Origin of the sequence: Streptomyces sp. NPDC058653 (genome assembly GCF_042716895.1) — a bacterium.
Lineage (GTDB): Bacteria > Actinomycetota > Actinomycetes > Streptomycetales > Streptomycetaceae > Streptomyces.
This window is the reverse complement of sequence record NZ_JBHXRM010000022.1, coordinates 53,204-70,245: the sequence shown is the minus strand read 5'-3', so window position 1 is coordinate 70,245 and position 17,042 is coordinate 53,204. Positions and strand designations below refer to the sequence as shown.

General features: G+C 71.3%; 17 protein-coding genes and 1 tRNA gene. 10 read left to right on the top strand and 8 right to left on the bottom strand.

The features are described 5' to 3' along the window. Positions 1 to 3: 3 nt before the first annotated feature. Positions 4 to 867 carry an FhaA domain-containing protein gene (locus ACFWU9_RS20025; protein ID WP_384320141.1) on the bottom strand — a complete coding sequence of 288 codons (864 nt, stop codon included), beginning with the start codon at positions 865 to 867 and terminating at the stop codon, positions 4 to 6. A 315-nt stretch (positions 868 to 1,182) separates the two neighbouring features. On the opposite strand from ACFWU9_RS20025, the gene ACFWU9_RS20020 reads away from it, so the two are divergent. After that, a tRNA-Leu gene (locus ACFWU9_RS20020) sits at positions 1,183 to 1,269 on the top strand. Between the two features lie 318 nt (positions 1,270 to 1,587). Here the strand turns inward: ACFWU9_RS20020 and ACFWU9_RS20015 are convergent. Beyond that, a complete protein-coding gene (locus ACFWU9_RS20015; protein ID WP_384320139.1) occupies positions 1,588 to 2,199 on the bottom strand; it encodes an FMN-dependent NADH-azoreductase in 612 nt (203 codons plus the stop codon). Between the two features lie 167 nt (positions 2,200 to 2,366). Here ACFWU9_RS20015 and ACFWU9_RS20010 point away from each other — a divergent pair, with 167 nt between their 5' ends. The 4 genes from ACFWU9_RS20010 to ACFWU9_RS19995 all read left to right on the top strand — a co-directional run bounded on the left by ACFWU9_RS20010 (position 2,367) and on the right by ACFWU9_RS19995 (position 5,909). Continuing rightward, complete coding sequence (locus tag ACFWU9_RS20010; protein ID WP_384320137.1) at positions 2,367 to 2,741, top strand: winged helix-turn-helix transcriptional regulator; 375 nt, start codon at positions 2,367 to 2,369, stop codon at positions 2,739 to 2,741. A gap of 150 nt (positions 2,742 to 2,891) precedes the next feature. After that, positions 2,892 to 4,349, top strand: coding sequence for a DUF2252 domain-containing protein (locus ACFWU9_RS20005; RefSeq protein ID WP_384320134.1), 1,458 nt, complete (start codon positions 2,892 to 2,894; stop codon positions 4,347 to 4,349). A 130-nt stretch (positions 4,350 to 4,479) separates the two neighbouring features. After that, the gene (locus ACFWU9_RS20000) at positions 4,480 to 5,487 is read left to right on the top strand and encodes a J domain-containing protein (RefSeq protein WP_384320132.1); all 1,008 of its coding nucleotides are present in this window, start codon (positions 4,480 to 4,482) and stop codon (positions 5,485 to 5,487) included. 77 nt (positions 5,488 to 5,564) lie between these two features. Continuing rightward, entirely contained in the window at positions 5,565 to 5,909 is a 345-nt protein-coding gene (locus tag ACFWU9_RS19995; protein WP_384320130.1) for a rhodanese-like domain-containing protein, read from the top strand. Between the two features lie 310 nt (positions 5,910 to 6,219). Here the strand turns inward: ACFWU9_RS19995 and ACFWU9_RS19990 are convergent, their stop codons facing one another. The 5 genes from ACFWU9_RS19990 to paaA are packed head-to-tail and all read right to left on the bottom strand — an operon-like array spanning position 6,220 to position 9,891. Further along, entirely contained in the window at positions 6,220 to 7,269 is a 1,050-nt protein-coding gene (locus tag ACFWU9_RS19990) for a 2Fe-2S iron-sulfur cluster-binding protein (protein ID WP_384320128.1), read from the bottom strand. Then, positions 7,270 to 7,836, bottom strand: coding sequence for a 1,2-phenylacetyl-CoA epoxidase subunit PaaD (paaD, locus tag ACFWU9_RS19985; RefSeq protein WP_384320126.1), 567 nt, complete (start codon positions 7,834 to 7,836; stop codon positions 7,270 to 7,272). Beyond that, positions 7,830 to 8,597 (bottom strand): 1,2-phenylacetyl-CoA epoxidase subunit PaaC, encoded by a 768-nt coding sequence (gene paaC / locus ACFWU9_RS19980; protein ID WP_384320124.1) that lies wholly within the window; start codon positions 8,595 to 8,597, stop codon positions 7,830 to 7,832. The genes paaD and paaC overlap by 7 nt, the downstream gene beginning before the upstream one ends. Further along, a complete protein-coding gene (gene paaB / locus ACFWU9_RS19975) occupies positions 8,594 to 8,884 on the bottom strand; it encodes a 1,2-phenylacetyl-CoA epoxidase subunit PaaB (protein ID WP_384320122.1) in 291 nt (96 codons plus the stop codon). The genes paaC and paaB overlap by 4 nt, the downstream gene beginning before the upstream one ends. After that, positions 8,881 to 9,891, bottom strand: coding sequence for a 1,2-phenylacetyl-CoA epoxidase subunit PaaA (paaA, locus tag ACFWU9_RS19970; protein WP_384320121.1), 1,011 nt, complete (start codon positions 9,889 to 9,891; stop codon positions 8,881 to 8,883). The genes paaB and paaA overlap by 4 nt, the downstream gene beginning before the upstream one ends. A 114-nt stretch (positions 9,892 to 10,005) precedes the next feature. Between paaA and ACFWU9_RS19965 the strand changes: the two genes are divergently transcribed. The 3 genes from ACFWU9_RS19965 to ACFWU9_RS19955 are packed head-to-tail and all read left to right on the top strand — an operon-like array spanning position 10,006 to position 12,834. Then, positions 10,006 to 10,770 (top strand): DUF5819 family protein, encoded by a 765-nt coding sequence (locus ACFWU9_RS19965; protein WP_384320119.1) that lies wholly within the window; start codon positions 10,006 to 10,008, stop codon positions 10,768 to 10,770. After that, complete coding sequence (locus tag ACFWU9_RS19960; RefSeq protein WP_384320117.1) at positions 10,767 to 12,047, top strand: HTTM domain-containing protein; 1,281 nt, start codon at positions 10,767 to 10,769, stop codon at positions 12,045 to 12,047. The genes ACFWU9_RS19965 and ACFWU9_RS19960 overlap by 4 nt, the downstream gene beginning before the upstream one ends. 34 nt (positions 12,048 to 12,081) lie before the next feature. After that, positions 12,082 to 12,834 carry a TrmH family RNA methyltransferase gene (locus ACFWU9_RS19955; RefSeq protein ID WP_384320115.1) on the top strand — a complete coding sequence of 251 codons (753 nt, stop codon included), beginning with the start codon at positions 12,082 to 12,084 and terminating at the stop codon, positions 12,832 to 12,834. A gap of 44 nt (positions 12,835 to 12,878) precedes the next feature. Here the strand turns inward: ACFWU9_RS19955 and paaN are convergent, their stop codons facing one another. Beyond that, positions 12,879 to 14,588 carry a phenylacetic acid degradation protein PaaN gene (gene paaN / locus ACFWU9_RS19950; protein ID WP_384320113.1) on the bottom strand — a complete coding sequence of 570 codons (1,710 nt, stop codon included), beginning with the start codon at positions 14,586 to 14,588 and terminating at the stop codon, positions 12,879 to 12,881. A gap of 241 nt (positions 14,589 to 14,829) precedes the next feature. On the opposite strand from paaN, the gene ACFWU9_RS19945 reads away from it, so the two are divergent. Then, the gene (locus ACFWU9_RS19945) at positions 14,830 to 16,413 is read left to right on the top strand and encodes a 3-hydroxyacyl-CoA dehydrogenase (protein WP_384320111.1); all 1,584 of its coding nucleotides are present in this window, start codon (positions 14,830 to 14,832) and stop codon (positions 16,411 to 16,413) included. After that, positions 16,410 to 17,006, top strand: a complete 597-nt coding sequence (locus ACFWU9_RS19940; protein WP_384320108.1) for a TetR/AcrR family transcriptional regulator — start codon at positions 16,410 to 16,412, stop codon at positions 17,004 to 17,006. Before ACFWU9_RS19945 ends, ACFWU9_RS19940 begins: the two co-directional genes overlap by 4 nt. The last annotated feature ends 36 nt before the right edge of the window (positions 17,007 to 17,042 follow it).

Genomic DNA, 17,042 nt, shown 5'->3' with positions numbered 1-17,042 from the left:
GCTTCACCCTTCGGCTTGCCGGTAAACGATGGTGGTTTGGCCCACGACGATCCGCGAGCCGTCGCGGAGCGTAGCGCGGGTGGTGTGCTGTCCGTCTACCACGATGCCGTTGGTGGACCCGAGATCCTGGATCGTCGAGGGCGTTCCGGTCCGGATCTCGCAGTGCCGGCGCGAGACGCCGGGGTCGTCGATCCGCACGTCGGCGTCGGTGCTGCGGCCCAGCACCAGCGTGGGGCGCGAGATCTGGTGGCGATTGCCGTTGATCTCGATCCAGCGGCGGACCTGGGCTCCCGGCATCGCCCCGGGAGGCGGTGTCGAGGGCGGCTGCGCGGCCTGTCCGGGGCGCCCGGCGCCCGGCGGGGGCGTCGAGGGCATGGGGGGCGGGGACGAGGGCGGGTAGCCGTAACCACCGGGCGCCGCGGGCGGCGGGGCCGCGGGGCCCCGCCCGGGTGCGGGCGCGGGTCCCGGGCCGTGCTCGGGGCCCTGTGACGTACTCGACGCCAGGGTGCGGCTGCGCACCCGGTACAGACCGGTGTCGAGGTCGTCGGCCTTCTCCAGATGGACCTTGATCGGGCCCATGAAGGTGTAGCGCTGCTGCTTCGCGTAGTCGCGGACGAGCCCGGAGAGTTCGTCGCCGAGCTGTCCCGAGTACGGGCTGAGGCGCTCGAAGTCGGGCGCGCTCAGCTCCACGATGAAGTCGTTGGGGACGACGGTGCGCTCGCGGTTCCAGATCGTGGCGTTGTTGTCGCACTCACGCTGAAGGGCGCCGGCGATCTCCACGGGCTGGACCTCGGACTTGAACACCTTCGCGAAGGTGCCGTTGACCAGACCTTCGAGTCGCTGCTCGAATCGCTTCAGGACTCCCATGGGGCACCTCCTCCGTCGTTGCCGTCCTGGTACTGCTTACTGATCGTATCCACGCGTCGGGAAATCGGCTGGTTCCCCTTGTCTGCCCCGTCGATGAGTGTCACCTCTCACACGGATCGTAGAGGCGGCCTCAGGACAGTGTCCCGCACGCGGGGTGCGCTCAGGAGGAGTGGGGGGAGGCCGCTCGAGGTTGCTTGTTCCCCGGCCGGGTTGCCGAGACAAACCGATGTGATTCCACGCTGTGCAGCGTGCTAATCTTTTCGATGTCGCCAGGCGATCACACCAGCAGGTGAGAGGCCCGACGGCACACCCAATGCGCGGGTGGCGGAATAGGCAGACGCGCTGGATTCAGGTTCCAGTGCCCGCAAGGGCGTGGGGGTTCAACTCCCCCCTCGCGCACCAGGAGAGACCGAAGGAACGGGTCTCCGCCAAGGACGAAAGTCCAGGCGGAGGCCCGTTTCTCGTATGTCCGGATCCCGCTGTTCCGACGTGTGGCCGGTGGTGTCCCTCGGTGCCGTCGGTGCGCTGTGTGGTGTGCGGGGCTGAGGTTGATCGTGATGCGAGGGTGATGAGTTGTGCGGTGACGCATGTCACCGCGCGGGTACGCCGACACCGCCGCGGGGGTCTGCGCACGGATCGACCCGCACCCGGGGCGGCCCCGGGTGCGGGTCGATCGGTCGCTCGCGCCGAGTTCCCGGCGCGTCAGGCGTCTCAGGCGTCTCAGGCGGCGAGGCGGGCGGCGAGGGCCTTGGCCTTCCGCGCGGCCTCCTCCTGCGCTTTCGCCCGGGACGCCTCGGCGAGCGGGATGAGGTCGGTCATCGCGGGCACCTGGTGGGCCAGGGTCAACTCCGGGACGATGAAGTCGACCTCGACCCCGAACATCTCGTTGAGGACCTTCTCCAGATAGGTCTGGACGAACTCGAAGTCCTCGCGCGGGGTGCCGGCCGCGTACGAGCCTCCCCGGCTGGCGACGACCGTGACCGGCCTGCCCTTGATCAGGCTGTTCTCGCCGGAGTTGTGACCGCTGATGATCACGTGGTCCAGCCATGCCTTCAGGGTCGACGGGATCGTGAAGTTGTACATCGGGGCGCCGATGAGTACCGCGTCCGCGGCCGCCAGCTCGGCGGCGAGCTCCGCGCGCAGCGCGTTCTCGGGGCCCGCGACGACGGCGGCGATGTTCAGGTGCGGCAGGGGTGCCGCCGCGAGGTCGCGGTAGACGACCTCGCCTTGTGGGTGCTGCTCGCGCCAGCTTTCTACGAAGGCGGCGGTGACTTCGCGGGAGGCGGATCCCTGCGGGGAAACGGCGGAGTCGATGTGCAGCAACGTGGCCATGGGGCTCTCCAGGGGGTGACGACGGATGAACGGACACACGGGTGGGCGGTGCGCGCGGACCGGCGGATGCCGGTGCTCGCGTCGCCGCGCTTTCGTACGTACCTATTGATAACACAGCAGCTTACTTTTCATTAGGTCTCCCTGGGATTCGCAGTACTCTGGTGGGCATGGAGGGACGCTCGGACGACACGTGCAAGCCGGCAGACGTGGGGATGACCCGCGTCTTCGAGCTTTTCGGCAAGAGGTGGACCGGGCTGATCGTGTCCGTCCTCATGCAACGCCCTGTGCACTTCGCGGAGTTGAGGCGAGCGATCCCCGGCATCAGTGAGCGCATGCTGTCCGACCGGCTGACCGAGCTGGCCGGCGCGGGCCTGCTGGTGCGCGAGGTCGACGAGGGACCGCCGCTGCGGGTCGCGTACCGGCTCACCGACGCGGGGACGGCGATGGAGCCCGCGCTGCAGGAACTGGGGCGGTGGGCCGAGAAGCATCTGGCCGGCGAGAGCGGGTGCCCGAGGGCGGACCGGGGCCTGCCCGAGAAGTAGCCCCCGCCCTTTCACTCTGCGGACCACGCACCGGCGACACCACCGGGAGCTGGGGGTTCTGGGGTTATCCACAGGGGGAGACGGCCGTGGGACACGGGAGTACCGTCGTGGGTAGTTGATGTTGGGCGAGCACGGGGGAGGCGGCTTTCCATGGGTGAGGCCGGTTCGGTGGTGACGGACGAACGCATTCCGGTGGTGCCCGGTTTCGCGCGCCGCCTGGCGCCCGGCGGGGCGGGAAGCACGCCGAAGGACGCGGGGAAGGCCCTGCGGGAGCGGGTGCCGAGGTCCTCGCACGATTCGCTGGTGCTCTCGGCCTCGCGGCCGGACGCGGTGCGCGCCGTCGAGGAGTCGAACCGCGGCCGGGTGCCGGAGCTGGCGCCGCTGCGGGTGGGCCGGATGGCCGCCTCGCCCTTCGCGTTTCTGCGGGGCGCGGCCGGTCTGATGGCGCACGACCTGGTGGGGACACCGGTGACGGGTGCGGGCGCGCAGATCTGCGGTGACGCGCACGCGGCGAACTTCGGGCTGTACGGGGACGCGCGCGGCCGTCTTGTGATCGATCTGAACGACTTCGACGAGACCGTGGTCGGGCCCTGGGAGTGGGACGTCAAGCGGCTCGCGACCTCGCTGGTGCTCGCCGGGCGGGAGGCGGGCGCGGACGAGGAGACGTGCCGCCGGGGCGCCCGGGACGCGGTGGGGGCGTACCGGCGCACGATGCGGCTGCTGTCGAAGCTGTCGGCCCTGGACGCGTGGAACGCGATCGCGGACGAGGAGCTCGTCTCCCACACGGACGCGCGCGATCTGATGGGGACGCTGGAGCGGGTGTCGGAGAAGGCGCGCAAGAACACGAGCGCGCGGTTCGCCGCCAAGTCGACGGAGATCGTGGGCGAGGGCGACGGCGAGGGACCGGGTGCGGGCGGGGCGGGGCAGCGGCGGTTCGTCGACGCGCCTCCGGTGCTGCGGCGGGTGTCGGACGGGGAGGCGGCGGCGGTCGCCGCCGCGCTGGGTGAGTACGTGGACACGCTCTCGGAGGACCGGTTGCCGCTGCTCGCGCGGTACGCGATCCACGACGTGGCGTTCCGCGTGGTCGGCACCGGCAGTGTCGGGACCCGTTCGTATGTGGTGCTGCTGCTGGATCACCGGGGCGAGGCGCTGGTGCTTCAGGTGAAGGAGGCGCGGGCGTCGGCGCTGCTGCCGTTCGTGGAGGCGGCGGGGTTCCCGGCGTCGGAGGTGGAGCACGAGGGGCGCCGGGTGGTGCTCGGGCAGAAGCGGATGCAGGTCGTCAGCGACAACCTGCTGGGCTGGACGACGGTGGACGGCAGACCGTTCCAGGTACGGCAGTTCAGGAACCGCAAGGGCAGTGTGGATCCGGCCGCGCTGCCGGCCGACCAGGTAGACGACTACGCGCGGATGACCGGCGCGCTGCTGGCCAGGGCGCACGCGCACAGCGTGGACCCGAGGCTCGTCGCGGGCTACTGCGGCAAGAACGAGGATCTGGACGAGGCGGTCGCGGCCTTCGCCGTCGCGTACGCGGACCGGACCGAGGCGGATCACGCGGAGCTGGTGACGGCCGTCAGGAGCGGGCGGATCGCCGCTGAGCTCGGGGTGTGAGGGCGGCACGGTCCGAAAGACGCGTTCCGGGGCCGGGCGGGGCCGGGAATCGGCGGGGCTCGGCGGTTCCCGGGGGGCCTTTGGCCAGGGATGTGAAGGAGGGGGTCGGGTTCGCCCGTAGGCTGGACGGGTGACGCAGGACGCCTTCCGGGAGCCGACGATCCGTAACGACGACGAGCAGGACGTGCCAGACGTGCCGGACGCGACGACGGATGCCACGACGGATGCCGCCGGGGGCGCGCAGGGTGTGGAAGGCGCGGCGGGGGCTGCCACGGGGGGCGTGGATGCCCCTGAGAGCGCCGGGGACGCGGTCGGCGGGGCCGAGGGTGATGACGGCGCCGCGGGCGCGCGGTCGGGGACTGAGCGGCCGGAGGCACGGCTGGAGCGGGCCGTGCGGGCGGCGGAGCAGGCGCTGATCGAGTTCGAGATCGCGCTGGAGACCTTCCGGGTCGAGGTGGAGAACTTCTCCCGGCTGCATCACCAGCGGCTGGGCCCCATGTACGCGCGGCTGGACGAGCTGGACGCGATGATCGCCGAGGCCCGTGCCTCCCGGTCGGGCGACCCCGAGGATCTGCGCAAGGCGCGTGAGGCACGGGCGATGGTGCAGCCGATGCCGGGCATCGAGGAGCTGTTCCACGACTGGCTCGACTCCGACGGTCTGTCGCCCGAGGCCGCCGCGATGCTGACCGACCAGTCCGTGCAGCCGCCGAAGCGGGTACGGCCGACGGACGAGGCCCGCAAGCTCTACCGCGACCTGGCCCGCAAGGCGCACCCGGATCTCGCGCAGGACGACGCCGAGCGGGAGCGCCGGGACGAGTTCATCACGCGCGTGAACGCCGCCTACGGACGCGGGGACGAGGGCCTGCTCCGGCAGCTCGCCGACGAGTGGGCGGCGGGGCCCGTGCCGAAGGAGCCGCGCCTGAGCGAGAACGAGGAGCTCTACGCCCGGCTGGAGTGGCTGGCCCAGCGCAAGGAGCTGCTGTCGCTCGTGGCGCAGGAGCTGGAGAAGAGCGCGATCGGGGCGATGCTTCAGATGGCGCCGGACGACCCCGACCGGCTGCTGGAGGAGATCGCCGAGCAGCTGCTCGCGGAGGTTTCGGCACGCGAGTCCGAACTGGCCCGGTTGGTACAGGGATAGCGGCCCGCGTGCGCGAGGCTGTACCTGCTGTATCTGTCGCACCCGGGGACCCACACGTACGAGAGAAGGCACATCACATGAGTTTTGCCCAGCTGCCCGCGGTCGACGCCGCGGCGGTCCCGTCCGACGGTCTGGTGCTCGACGTCCGTGAGGACGACGAATGGGCGGCGGGCCATGTCGAGGGCGCGCTGCACATCCCGATGAGTGAGTTCGTGGCGCGGCTCGGTGAGGTGACCGAGGCGGTGGCCGACGGCCGGAAGGCCTTCGTCATGTGCCGCGTCGGCGGTCGGTCCGCGCAGGTCACGCAGTATCTGGTGCAGCAGGGCATCGACGCGGCGAACGTCGACGGCGGCATGCAGGCGTGGGAGGGCGCGGGGCGCCCGATGGTCACCGACAACGGCGCCCAGCCGTTCGTGCTCTGACGCCTGACGCCTGACGCCTGACGCCTGACGCCTGACGACTCACGGCGACCGGTAGACCTCCTGGCCGCCGTGGCGCCCGGGCCACCGACCGGCGTGCCGCCGGTTCGATCGTGACGGGCCGCGCCCGCCCGCCTCGGCGACGGGCGGGCCGTCCGCGAAAGTCGTCCGGAACCGGCCTATCTGCCGCTCGCGGCTTGTTGCCTCCGCTCGCGTGCTCTCCGGCACGGGGTCCGGTGCCGATGTCACCAGCGGACCCCGTGGGACGCCGGGCGCCGGGCGTCACCTCCCGCCGTGGGGCGGTCCGCTGCCGTCAGCGGTCGAAGTCCAACTCGACCTCGGCCGTGGCCGGACGGGACTGGCAGGCCAGTACGTAGCCCGCTTCCGTCTCCTCCGGCTCCAGCGCGAAGTTGCGGTCCATCCGCACCTCGCCCGAGACGAGGAAGGCCCGGCAGGTCCCGCAGACGCCGCCCTTGCACGCGTACGGCGCGTCCGCCCGGCTGCGCAGCACCGTCTCCAGCAGGGAGTCCCCCTCCTGGACCGGCCAGCTTCCCGAACGCCCGTCCAGCGTCACGGTGAGCGTGCTGCCCGCAGCGGGGCTCGCGGCGCCGGTGGACGGGGGCAGGGCGCCCTCGTCGACGTGGAAGATCTCCTGGTGGATCATCCCGCGCGCGACGCCGAGGCCGCGCAGGGCCCGCTCCGCGCCCTTGACCAGACCGAGCGGGCCGCACAGGAACCAGCCGTCGACCCCGTCCACCGAGAGCAGCGCCGGCAGCAGTCCCGCCAGGCGCTCCTCGTCCAGCCGGCCCGACGGTAGCCCGGCCTGCTGCTCCTCCCTGGACACGACCGTGACCAGCTGGAAGCGGTCCGGAAAGCGGTCCTTGAGGTCGGCCACCTCCTCCAGGAACATCGTCGAGGCCACGGTGCGGTCGCTGCGGATCAGACAGAACCGGGCGTCCGGCTCCCGGGCGAGAAGCGTTGTGGCCATCGAGAGCACCGGGGTGATCCCGCTGCCGCCGACGATCGCGGCGAAGTGGCCGGGGCGCGGCGGGAGTACGAAGCGGCCGGTCGGCTCCATGACCTCGACCGTGTCGCCCACGGCGAGTTCCTTGAGGGCGTACGTCGAGAAGTCGCCGCCCTCGACCAGCCGGATGCCCACCCGCAGCACCGGGCGCTCGCCGGCGGGCGCGCAGATCGAGTACGTACGACGGATCTCCTCGCCGTCCACGGTCCGGCGCAGCGCGATGTGCTGCCCCGGTGTGTGGCGGAACCTCTCGTCCAGCTCGGGCGGCACGGCGAACGTGACGGTCACCGAGTCGTCCGTGAGCCGCTCGACCTCGCTGACTCGGAGCGGATGGAACATCTACAACTCCTTGAAGTGGTCGAACGGTTCACGACACGACGAGCAGCGGCGCAGCGCCTTGCACGCGGTGGAGGAGAACCTGCTCAGCAGCTCGGTGTCCGTCGAGCCGCAGTGCGGGCAGCGGATGGAGAGGCTGAGCGGCACCGGTCCGTCCGTGCTGTGCGGGCGGGGCGGGGCGATGCCGAACTCCGCGAGCTTGCGGCGGCCTTCGGCGCTGATGTCGTCCGTCGACCAGGCGGGGGAGAGGACCGTGACGACGGAGACGTCCGGTATCCCCCTCTCGTGCAGCACCCGTTCGATGTCGGTGGACATCGTCTCGATGGCGGGGCAGCCGGTGTAGGTGGGGGTCAGCTCGACCCGGACCCTGCCCGGTCCCGGGACATGCACGGCGCGCAGCACACCGAGCTCCTCCAGCGTCAGCACGGGCAGTTCGGGGTCGGGGACGGAGCCGGCGAGCGCGCGCAGTTCGCTCTCCAGCGCTGTCGGTCCGGCCGGTGCGGTGCCGGCGGGACCCGTCACCTCCGACGTGCCCGAAGGGTCTGTCCTGTCTCTCGCGCCGGTCACCATGACGCTCCCGGATGGCTGCGGTGCAGGTGCTGCATCTCCGCGAGCATCCGGCCGAAGGACTCGGTGTGCAGGCCCTGCCTTCCCGCGCCCGCCGTCCACGCTCCGGTGCGCGGTCCCTCGGGCACGGTCAGCGTCGCGCGCTTCAGCACGTCGGTGATCGAGGAGAGCCAACGCTCCTCCAGTTTCCGCCTGTTGACGCCGTCCAGCCCGTCGCCGTAGCCCTCATCCTCGGCGCCGCTCCCACCCTCGACCGGCTGGAACATCTCGCCGGTGAACCGCCACAGCGCCGCACACGCCCGCCGCATCCGCTCATGGCTCTCGGCCGTGCCGTCACCGAGCCGCAGCGTCCACTGCTCGGCGTGGTCCTGGTGGTAGTCCACCTCCTTCACGGCCTTGGCGGCGAGCCCGGCGAACGGTCCGTCCCCGGTCGCCAACTCCTCGTACAGCAGCCGCTGGTAGGTGGAGAAGTAGAGCTGGCGCGCCATCGAGTGGGCGAAGTCGCCGTTGGGCTGCTCGACCAGCTGGAGATTGCGGAAGGCGCGCTCCTCACGGAGATAGGCCAGCTCGTCCTCGTCCCCCACGAGGGAGTACAGGACCCGCGCCTGGCCCAGCAGGTCCAGCGCGATGTTGGCCAGGGCCACGTCCTCCTCCAGCTCGGGCGCGTGTCCCGCCCACTCCCCCAGCCGGTGCGAGAGGATCAGGGCGTCGTCGGCGAGGGCGAGCGCGGAGCCGGTCGGGGTGCCGGTGCCGGTGCCGGTCACAGGTGACGCACCCCTTCCGGGATCTCGTAGAACGTCGGGTGACGGTACGGCTTGTCACCGGCCGGCTCGAAGAACGAGTCCTTCTCGTCCGGCGAGGACGCCGTGATCGAGTCGGAGGGGACCACCCAGATCGACACCCCTTCGCTGCGCCGGGTGTAGAGATCGCGGGCGTTGCGCAACGCCATCTCCGCGTCCGGGGCGTGCAGGCTCCCCGCGTGCGTGTGCGAGAGCCCACGGCGGGACCGTACGAAGACCTCCCACAGAGGCCACTGGGTCGAACCGCTCATGCCGTCGCCTCTTTCTCCGTCGGGCCGGCGCTCTTGGCGCCGCCGTGCTTCGCCGCGTACGCCGTCGCCGCCTCGCGCACCCAGGCGCCTTCCTCGTGGGCGCGGCGCCGCTGGTCGATCCGCTGTTCGTTGCAGGGGCCGTTGCCCTTCAGGACCTCGCGGAACTCGTCCCAGTCGATCGCCCCGAAGTCGTGCTGCCCCCGCGCCTCGTTCCACTTCAGGTCCGGGTCGGGGAGTGTGAGACCCAGCGTCTCGGCCTGGGGAACGCATATGTCCACGAACCGCTGCCGCAGCTCGTCGTTCGAATGCCGCTTGATCTTCCAGGTCATCGACTGCGCGGAGTGCGCCGATTCGTCGTCCGGCGGGCCGAACATCATCAGCGAGGGCCACCACCAGCGGTTCACCGCGTCCTGCGCCATCTCGTGCTGCGCGGGCGTGCCGCGGCTGAGGGCGAGCAGTGATTCGTACCCCTGGCGCTGGTGGAAGGACTCCTCCTTGCAGATACGGACCATCGCGCGCGCATACGGCCCGTACGAGCAGCGGCAGAGCGGGACCTGGTTCGTGATCGCCGCGCCGTCCACCAGCCAGCCGATCGCGCCGACGTCCGCCCAGGTCAGCGTCGGATAGTTGAAGATCGACGAATACCTCTGGCGGCCGGCGTGGAGCTTGTCGAGCAGCTCGTCCCGGCTGGTGCCCAGCGTCTCCGCCGCGCTGTAGAGATACAGCCCGTGCCCCGCCTCGTCCTGCACCTTGGCCATCAGGATCGCCTTGCGCCGCAGCGAGGGCGCGCGCGTGATCCAGTTCGCCTCCGGCTGCATGCCGATGATTTCCGAGTGCGCGTGCTGGGCCATCTGGCGGACGAGCGATGCGCGGTAGGCCTCCGGCATCCAGTCGCGGGGCTCGATGCGCTCGTCGGCGGCCACCGCGGCGTCGAACGCCGCCTCGTGTGCCTCTGCCGTCGTCTCCACCGTTGCCTCCACAGCCGTCCCCGCGGTCACTGCCGTCATCCGGGCCCCCTACCGACCGATCGTTCGGTTCATGGACTTCAATGGTCGGTCGGCGGCCCGTAGGGTGTCAACCCTGTGGATAACCGACTGTGGGAAGACGGGGATCGGGGCGGGATGGATTCGAACGACGACAAGGGTGGGAACCCGGAATCACCACCGGGTCCACCAGCGGGCGCACCAGCGGCTCCACCGGCCGGGATAGCCGGGCTCTCCTTCCCGTACCAGGTGGTCGCCGCGGTCGCCCTCGCGGTCGTCGGACTCGTCGCCGTGGGCCATGTGGCCATGGTGTTCCTGCACGTCGCGCCCCAGAACACCGTCTCCAAGGAGTACAGCGAGCAGGTCGGCGACTGGATCTATCCGGAGTTCGAGCAGAACTGGAAGCTGTTCGCCCCCAATCCCCTCCAGCAGAACATCGCCGTCGAGGTGCGCGCCGACGTGACGAAGACCGACGGGTCGCGCGACACGACCGGCTGGATCAATCTGACCGCCGAGGACGCCCGGTCGATCCGCGGCAACCCCTTCCCCAGCCATGTCGACCAGAACGAGCTGCGCCGGGGCTGGGACTTCTTCGCCAACTCCCACGACGACAAGGCCCGCCCCAACGGTCTGCGCGGGGAGCTCTCCGAGAAGTACATACGCAGGATCGTGATGCTGCGCCTGGAGTCGTACGATCTCGGCGGTCCCGTCGGCCGTATCCAGCTCCGCTCCGCCTCCCGGGTCGTCCAGGCGCCCCCGTGGAGCGACGAGAAGACCGACACCAAGCCCGGCTACCGCGTCTTCCCGTGGTGGACCGTGACCCCGGCCGATCTCTCCGACGGCGTGCGGAACGACGGCCCGGGCGACGGTTCCGGCGACGGCCGTACGGAGGCCACCGGATGAACCGCCCCGCCCACGCGGGGACCGTCACCCGTCAGGCCGCGCTCGCCCTCCAGCGCGTCACCTCCGGGCCCCTCGGCCCCCACCAGAGCGCGGTCGTCCGTATCGGATTCGCCGCCGCCTGGCTCCTCTTCCTCCTGCGTGAGCTGCCGAACCGGCGTGAGCTGTACGGGCCCGGCGGCCCGTGGAGCTGGGACCTCGCCCAGCAGCTGATCGCCGGCAACAGCGCGTTCACCACGCTGATGTGGTCGGACAGCGCCGTCTGGTTCGAGATCGTCTACGCCGTCGCCGTCGTGTCCAGCGCCCTGCTGATGCTCGGCTGGCGCACCCGCGCCATGTCGGTGCTCTTCATGGTCGGCGTGCTGTCCCTCCAGAACCGCAGCATCTTCATGGGCGACGGCGGCGACAACGTCATCCATCTGATGGCGATCTATCTGGTGCTCACACGCTGCGGCCGGGTCTGGTCGCTGGACGCACGCAGGGAGGCCCGCGCCGCGCGCCTGGTGGCCTCCGGGGGGACCGCGCCGGTGGACCGGGCCGGGCCCGTCCTGTGGGTCGTGCTCGGCGTGGGACTGCTGGGCACGCTGCTCGACACGACCGGCGGCGAGTGGTGGATGACCGCCCTCCTGTGGACGCTGTGGCTCTCGCAAGGGCTGTGGTGGGCGGCGAACCGTTACGCGCCGAGGAGTGAGCCGCGCGCGCTGCTGGAGGTCGTCGCGAACCTGGCGCACAACGCCGCGCTCTTCGTGATCATGGCGGAGGTCTGTCTGATCTACGCCACGGCCGGCTGGTACAAGATCCAGGGTTCGCGCTGGCAGGACGGCACCGCGCTCTACTACCCGCTGCACCTGGACTACTTCGCCCCCTGGCCCGCGCTCGCCGACATCCTGGCGTCCAGCGGTCTGATCGTGATGGTGCTGACGTACGGCACGGTCATGGTGCAGGTCGCGTTCCCGTTCACGCTCTTCAACCGGCGGGTCAAGAACGTCCTGCTGGTGGCCATGATGCTGGAGCACGCGGGCATCGCGGTCCTGCTGGGGCTGCCGTTCTTCTCGCTCGCCATGATCGCCGCGGACGCCGTGTTCCTGCCGACGAGCTTCATGGTCCGGCTCGGCCACGCGGCGACGCGGCTGCGACGGCGGTTCACCGGAGGGCCGGTGCTCAAGGACGCCGACGGGGCGACCGTGCCGGACCAGCGCGAGCCGGAGGACGCGGGGTCCGAGGCGAAGGCGCCTCCCGCGCCGCCCGGCGTGGACGCGGACCGCTCACTCGTCCGGTGACAGCGCTCCTTGCCGCGCCGCCTACGCTGGGCCGATGAACGATGTCGATACCGCGAACGCCCTGCGGCTCTGGCAGGAGAGTGCCCCCGGCGCCGTGGTGCTCGACGGTTTCCACGCGCTGAAGCACGCCCTGCGCTTCGGCGCGGACGTGCGGCTCGCGGTCACCAGCGACAAGGAGGCGGCGCTCGCCCTCGCGGCCGAGCTCGCCGGGGATCTGACCGACACGCTGCGGCGCTCCCTGGTCGACGTCTCCGCCGACGAACTGCGGGAACTGGTGCCCAAGGCGCACCCCACGCGGGTGGCCGCCCTGGCGGTCAGGCGTGAGCGTACGGAGAACCTGGCCGCGCTGGAGGCGGTGGACCGTCGCTCACCCGTCGTCGTCCTCGACAATCCGCGCAATCTCGGAAACGTCGGGGCGGTGGTCCGGCTCGCGGCCGGATTCGGGGCGACCGGTGTGGTGACCACCGGGGAGCTCGATCCCTGGCATCCGAACGTCGTCCGCGCCGGCGCCGGACTGCACTACGCCACCGCCGTGGAGCGGCTGTCACCCGACGAATTCCCACCGGGTCCGCTGTACGCGCTGGATCCGGAGGGGGAGGACATCCGGTCGGTGACCCTCCCCGACGACGCGCTGCTCGCCTTCGGCTCCGAACGGCACGGACTCTCCGCCGGACTGCGGTCGCGCGCCGACACGTTGCTGGCCCTGCCGATGCGGCCCCAGGTCTCCAGCTACAACCTCGCCACCAGCGTGGCCATGGCGCTCTTCCACTGGGGCGGGCCGAACTGACCCGCGCCCGGCCGCCGTTCGACGGCCGGGCCCGGGTGCCGGTCTCACGCCTGGCGGCGGACCTCCACCGTACGGAAGCGGTTGGCCACGAACGCCGCGTCGCTCAGCGCCGCGTTCGCCGCCGGATTGCCGCCGGAGCCATGGAAGTCGGAGAAGGCCGCGGTCTGGTTCACATAGACGCCGCCCGTCAGATTGAGCGACAGCTGGGCCAGCTCCTCCAGACAGACGTCCTCGACCGCGCGCTCCGTCTCCGGCGAGGTCGTGTACGCCCCGACGGTCATCGCGCCCTTGTCGCGGACCGTACGGCGCAGCAGCTCCAGCGCCTCCTCGGTCGACTCCACGGCGACCGCGAAGGAGACCGGGCCGAAGCACTCCGAGAGATAGGGCGCCTCCGAGCCGTTCGCCCCCGCCGCCGGGTCCCACTGCTTGCGCGAACCGTCGGACTTGACGATCACCGGCGTACGGACCACCGCGTCCGGGAAGTCCGGATTCGCGATCACACGCGAGGCGAGCGCCACGTCACCGAGGTCCCCGGCCGCGTCCAGCCTGCCCTTCACGTCGGGGTTGACCAGGGCGCCGAGCAGCCCGTTGGCCCGGGCGTCGTCGCCCAGCAGACCGCTCACCGAGGCCGCCAGGTCGGCGACCACCTCGTCGAAGGCTTTCGGGCCCGTGTCCGTGGAGATGCCGTCGCGCGGGATGAGGAGATTCTGCGGGGTGGTGCACATCTGGCCGCTGTAGAGCGAGAGCGAGAAGGCCAGATTGGCGAGCATGCCCTTGTAGTCGTCGGTGGAGTCGACGACGACCGTGTTGACGCCCGCCTTCTCCGTGTAGACCTGCGCCTGGCGGGCGTTGGTCTCCAGCCAGTCGCCGAAGGCGGTGGACCCGGTGTAGTCGATGATCTTGATCTCGGGCCGGACGGCCAGGGTCTTGGCGATGCCCTCGCCGGGCCGCTCGGCGGCCAGCGCGACCAGATTCGGGTCGAAGCCCGCCTCCGCGAGGACCTCGCGGGCCACCCGCACCGTGAGCGCGAGGGGCAGCACCGCGCGCGGGTGCGGCTTGACGAGGACCGGATTGCCGGTGGCCAGAGAGGCGAACAGGCCCGGATAGCCGTTCCAGGTCGGGAAGGTGTTGCAGCCGATGAGCAGCGAGATGCCGCGCGGCGCGGCCGCGAAGGACTTCCGCAGCTCCAGGGGGTCGCGCTTGCCCTGGGGCTTGGACCAGTCCGCGTCCTCGGGCGTGCGGGTCTGCTCCTGATACGCGTACGCCACGGCCTCCAGGCCGCGGTCCTGCGCGTGCGGCCCGCCCGCCTGGAACGCCATCATGAACGCCTGTCCGCTGGTGTGCATCACGGCGTGGGCGAACTCGTGGGTGCGGGCGCTGATCCTGGCCAGGATCTCCAGGCAGACCAGGGCGCGCGTCTCGGGTCCCGCAGCGCGCCAGGCGCTCATGCCCGCGCGCATGGCGGGCAGCAGGACGTCGACGTCGGCGTGCGGATACTCGACGCCGAGCTCAGGGCCGTACGGCGAGGTCTCGCCGCCCGTCCAGCCGTCCGTACCGGGCTGGTCCAGGTCGATACGCGTGCCGTGCAGGGCCTTGAACGCGGCCAGGCCCTCGGCCGGCGCGCTCTCGCCGTACGCCTTCGGGTGCTCGGGGTGCGGCGACCAGTAGGCACGCGTGCGAATCGCGTCGAGGGCCTGGTCGAGCGTGGGCCGGTGCTTCTCGTTGAGCTGCTGGGGGCTGAGCTGGGCGGCCATGAGGACCAACTCCTCGTCGAGCTGGGCGGGACAGGGACATGAGCGACAGGGGGACATGGGCAACGGACAGAGTTAGAGTAACCGAACGATCGGTCGGGACAAGGGGGGCTGTGGAAAACCCGCGCTTTCCCGCCGCGTGGAGGGTGTCGTTCCGGTCAGTTCCGGCTGACCACCACCCCAGACCGGTCTCCTTGGGGAGGTCGCGTACCGCGGCGAATGTTCATACAGGAGGATCGGGGTCATGACAGCAATCGAGCGCTCCCGCGTCGTCGCGGTGGTCGGCACCGGCACGATGGGCCAGGGAATCGCCCAGGTGGCCCTTGTCGCCGGCCACCCCGTGCGCCTCTACGACGCCGTGCCCGGCCGCGCCGAGCAGGCGGCGGGCGCCGTCGCGGCCCGGCTGGACCGGCTGACGGAGAAGGGCCGGCTGGACCCGGAAGCCCGCGACAGCGCCAAGGCCAGGCTGCTGCCCGCGGCCGACCTGTCCGAACTCGCTGACGCGGCCCTTGTCGTCGAAGCCGTCCTGGAGCAACTGACGGTCAAGCAGGAGCTGTTCGCGAAGCTGGAGGAGATCGTCGGCGACGACTGCCTGCTCGCCACCAACACCTCCTCCCTCTCCGTCACGGCCGTCGCGGGCGCCCTGCGCCGCCCCGGCCGCTTCGTCGGCCTGCACTTCTTCAACCCCGCGCCGCTCCTGAAGCTGGTCGAGGTCGTCAGCGGCCACGCGACCGAGGAGACCACGGCCACGCGCGCGTGGGAGACGGCGGCGGCCTGGGGCAAGACCCCGGTGCGCTGCGCCGACACCCCGGGCTTCGTCGTGAACCGCCTCGCCCGCCCCTACTACGCCGAGGCGCTGCGTCTGTACGAGGAGCGGGCCGCGGACCCCGCGACCATCGACGCCGTCCTGCGCGAGTGCGGCGGCTTCCGGATGGGTCCCTTCGAACTGACCGATCTCATCGGCCAGGACGTCAACGAGGCGGTCACCCGCTCCGTCTGGGACTCCTTCTTCCAAGACGTGAGGTTCACGCCCTCCCTCGCCCAGCGGCGCCTGGTCGAGTCGGGCCGGCTCGGCCGCAAGTCGGGCCGGGGCTGGTTCTCCTACGAGGACGGGGCCCCCGCCCCCGTACCGCGGACCGAGCCGCCCGCCGAGGCGCCGTCGTCCGTCATCCTCCAGGGTGAGCTGTTCGTGGCGGCGGCGCTGCCCGAGCTGATCGAAGAGGCCGGGATCGAGGTCATAGTCAAGGACGACGCCGACCCCGAATACCCCGGCTGGCTCGAACTGCCCTGCGGCACCCGGCTCTTCCTCACCGACGGCGAGCCGGCGGACGGCTCCTACCTGCGGCTGATCCACTTCGATCTCGCGCTCGACTACCGCACCGCGACCCGGATGGCCCTCGCGCCGTCCCCCACGGTGTCCGAGGAGTCCGTCCGTACGGCCGTCGGCCTCTTCCAGGCGCTCGGCAAGCAGGTCTCCGTGATCGCCGACGTCCCCGGCATGATCGTGGCCCGCACCGTCGCGATGCTCGTCGACTTCGCCCTCGACGCGGAGGCGCGCGGGGTCGCCTCCGCCGAGGACATCGACACCGCGATGCGGCTCGGTGTGAACTACCCGCGCGGACCGCTCGACTGGGGGGCGGAGCTGGGGGCGGCCCGCACGCTCTATCTGCTGGAGCGGCTGCACCAGGAGTATCCGACCGGCCGGTACGGGGCCTCCCAGGCGCTGCGCCGCCTCGCCGCCGCCGAGACCGCGACGGCGGCCGAGGCCGACCCGGCGGCGGAGACCACGTGGGCCACCGGCACCGTGTCGGAAGGGGCGGGCTCATGACCACCGCCAAGCGGGACACCTACACCCCGGAGACACTGCTGACGGTCGCCGTCGGCGTCTTCAACGAGCGCGGCTACGACGGCACCTCCATGGAGCATCTCTCGAAGGCCGCCGGTATCTCCAAGTCCTCGATATACCACCATGTGGCGGGCAAGGAGGAGCTGCTGCGCCGGGCGGTCACCCGGGCCATCGACGGGCTCTTCGGGATTCTCGACGAGCCGGACGCGGGGCGGGGCCGGGCCATCGAGCGGGTCGAGTACGTGACGCGGCGCACCGTCGAGGTCCTGATGGCGGAGCTGCCCTATGTGACGCTGCTGCTGCGGGTGCGGGGCAACACCAGGACCGAGCGCTGGGCCATGGAGCGGCGGCGGGAGTTCGACCAGCGGGTGGCCGGCCTGCTGAAGGCGGCGGCGGCCGACGGCGACCTCCGCGCGGACATGGACATCCGGCTGGCGACACGGCTGCTCTTCGGCATGATCAATTCGCTGGTGGAGTGGTACCGGCCGCAGCCGATCGGCGGCTACGACAGCGACCAGGTGGCCGAGGCGGTCGTACGGATGGCGTTCGACGGGCTGCGTAGGGAGCCCTCGTAACACCCGGACGGCGCCGGAGCCGCCCCCGGTTTCGGG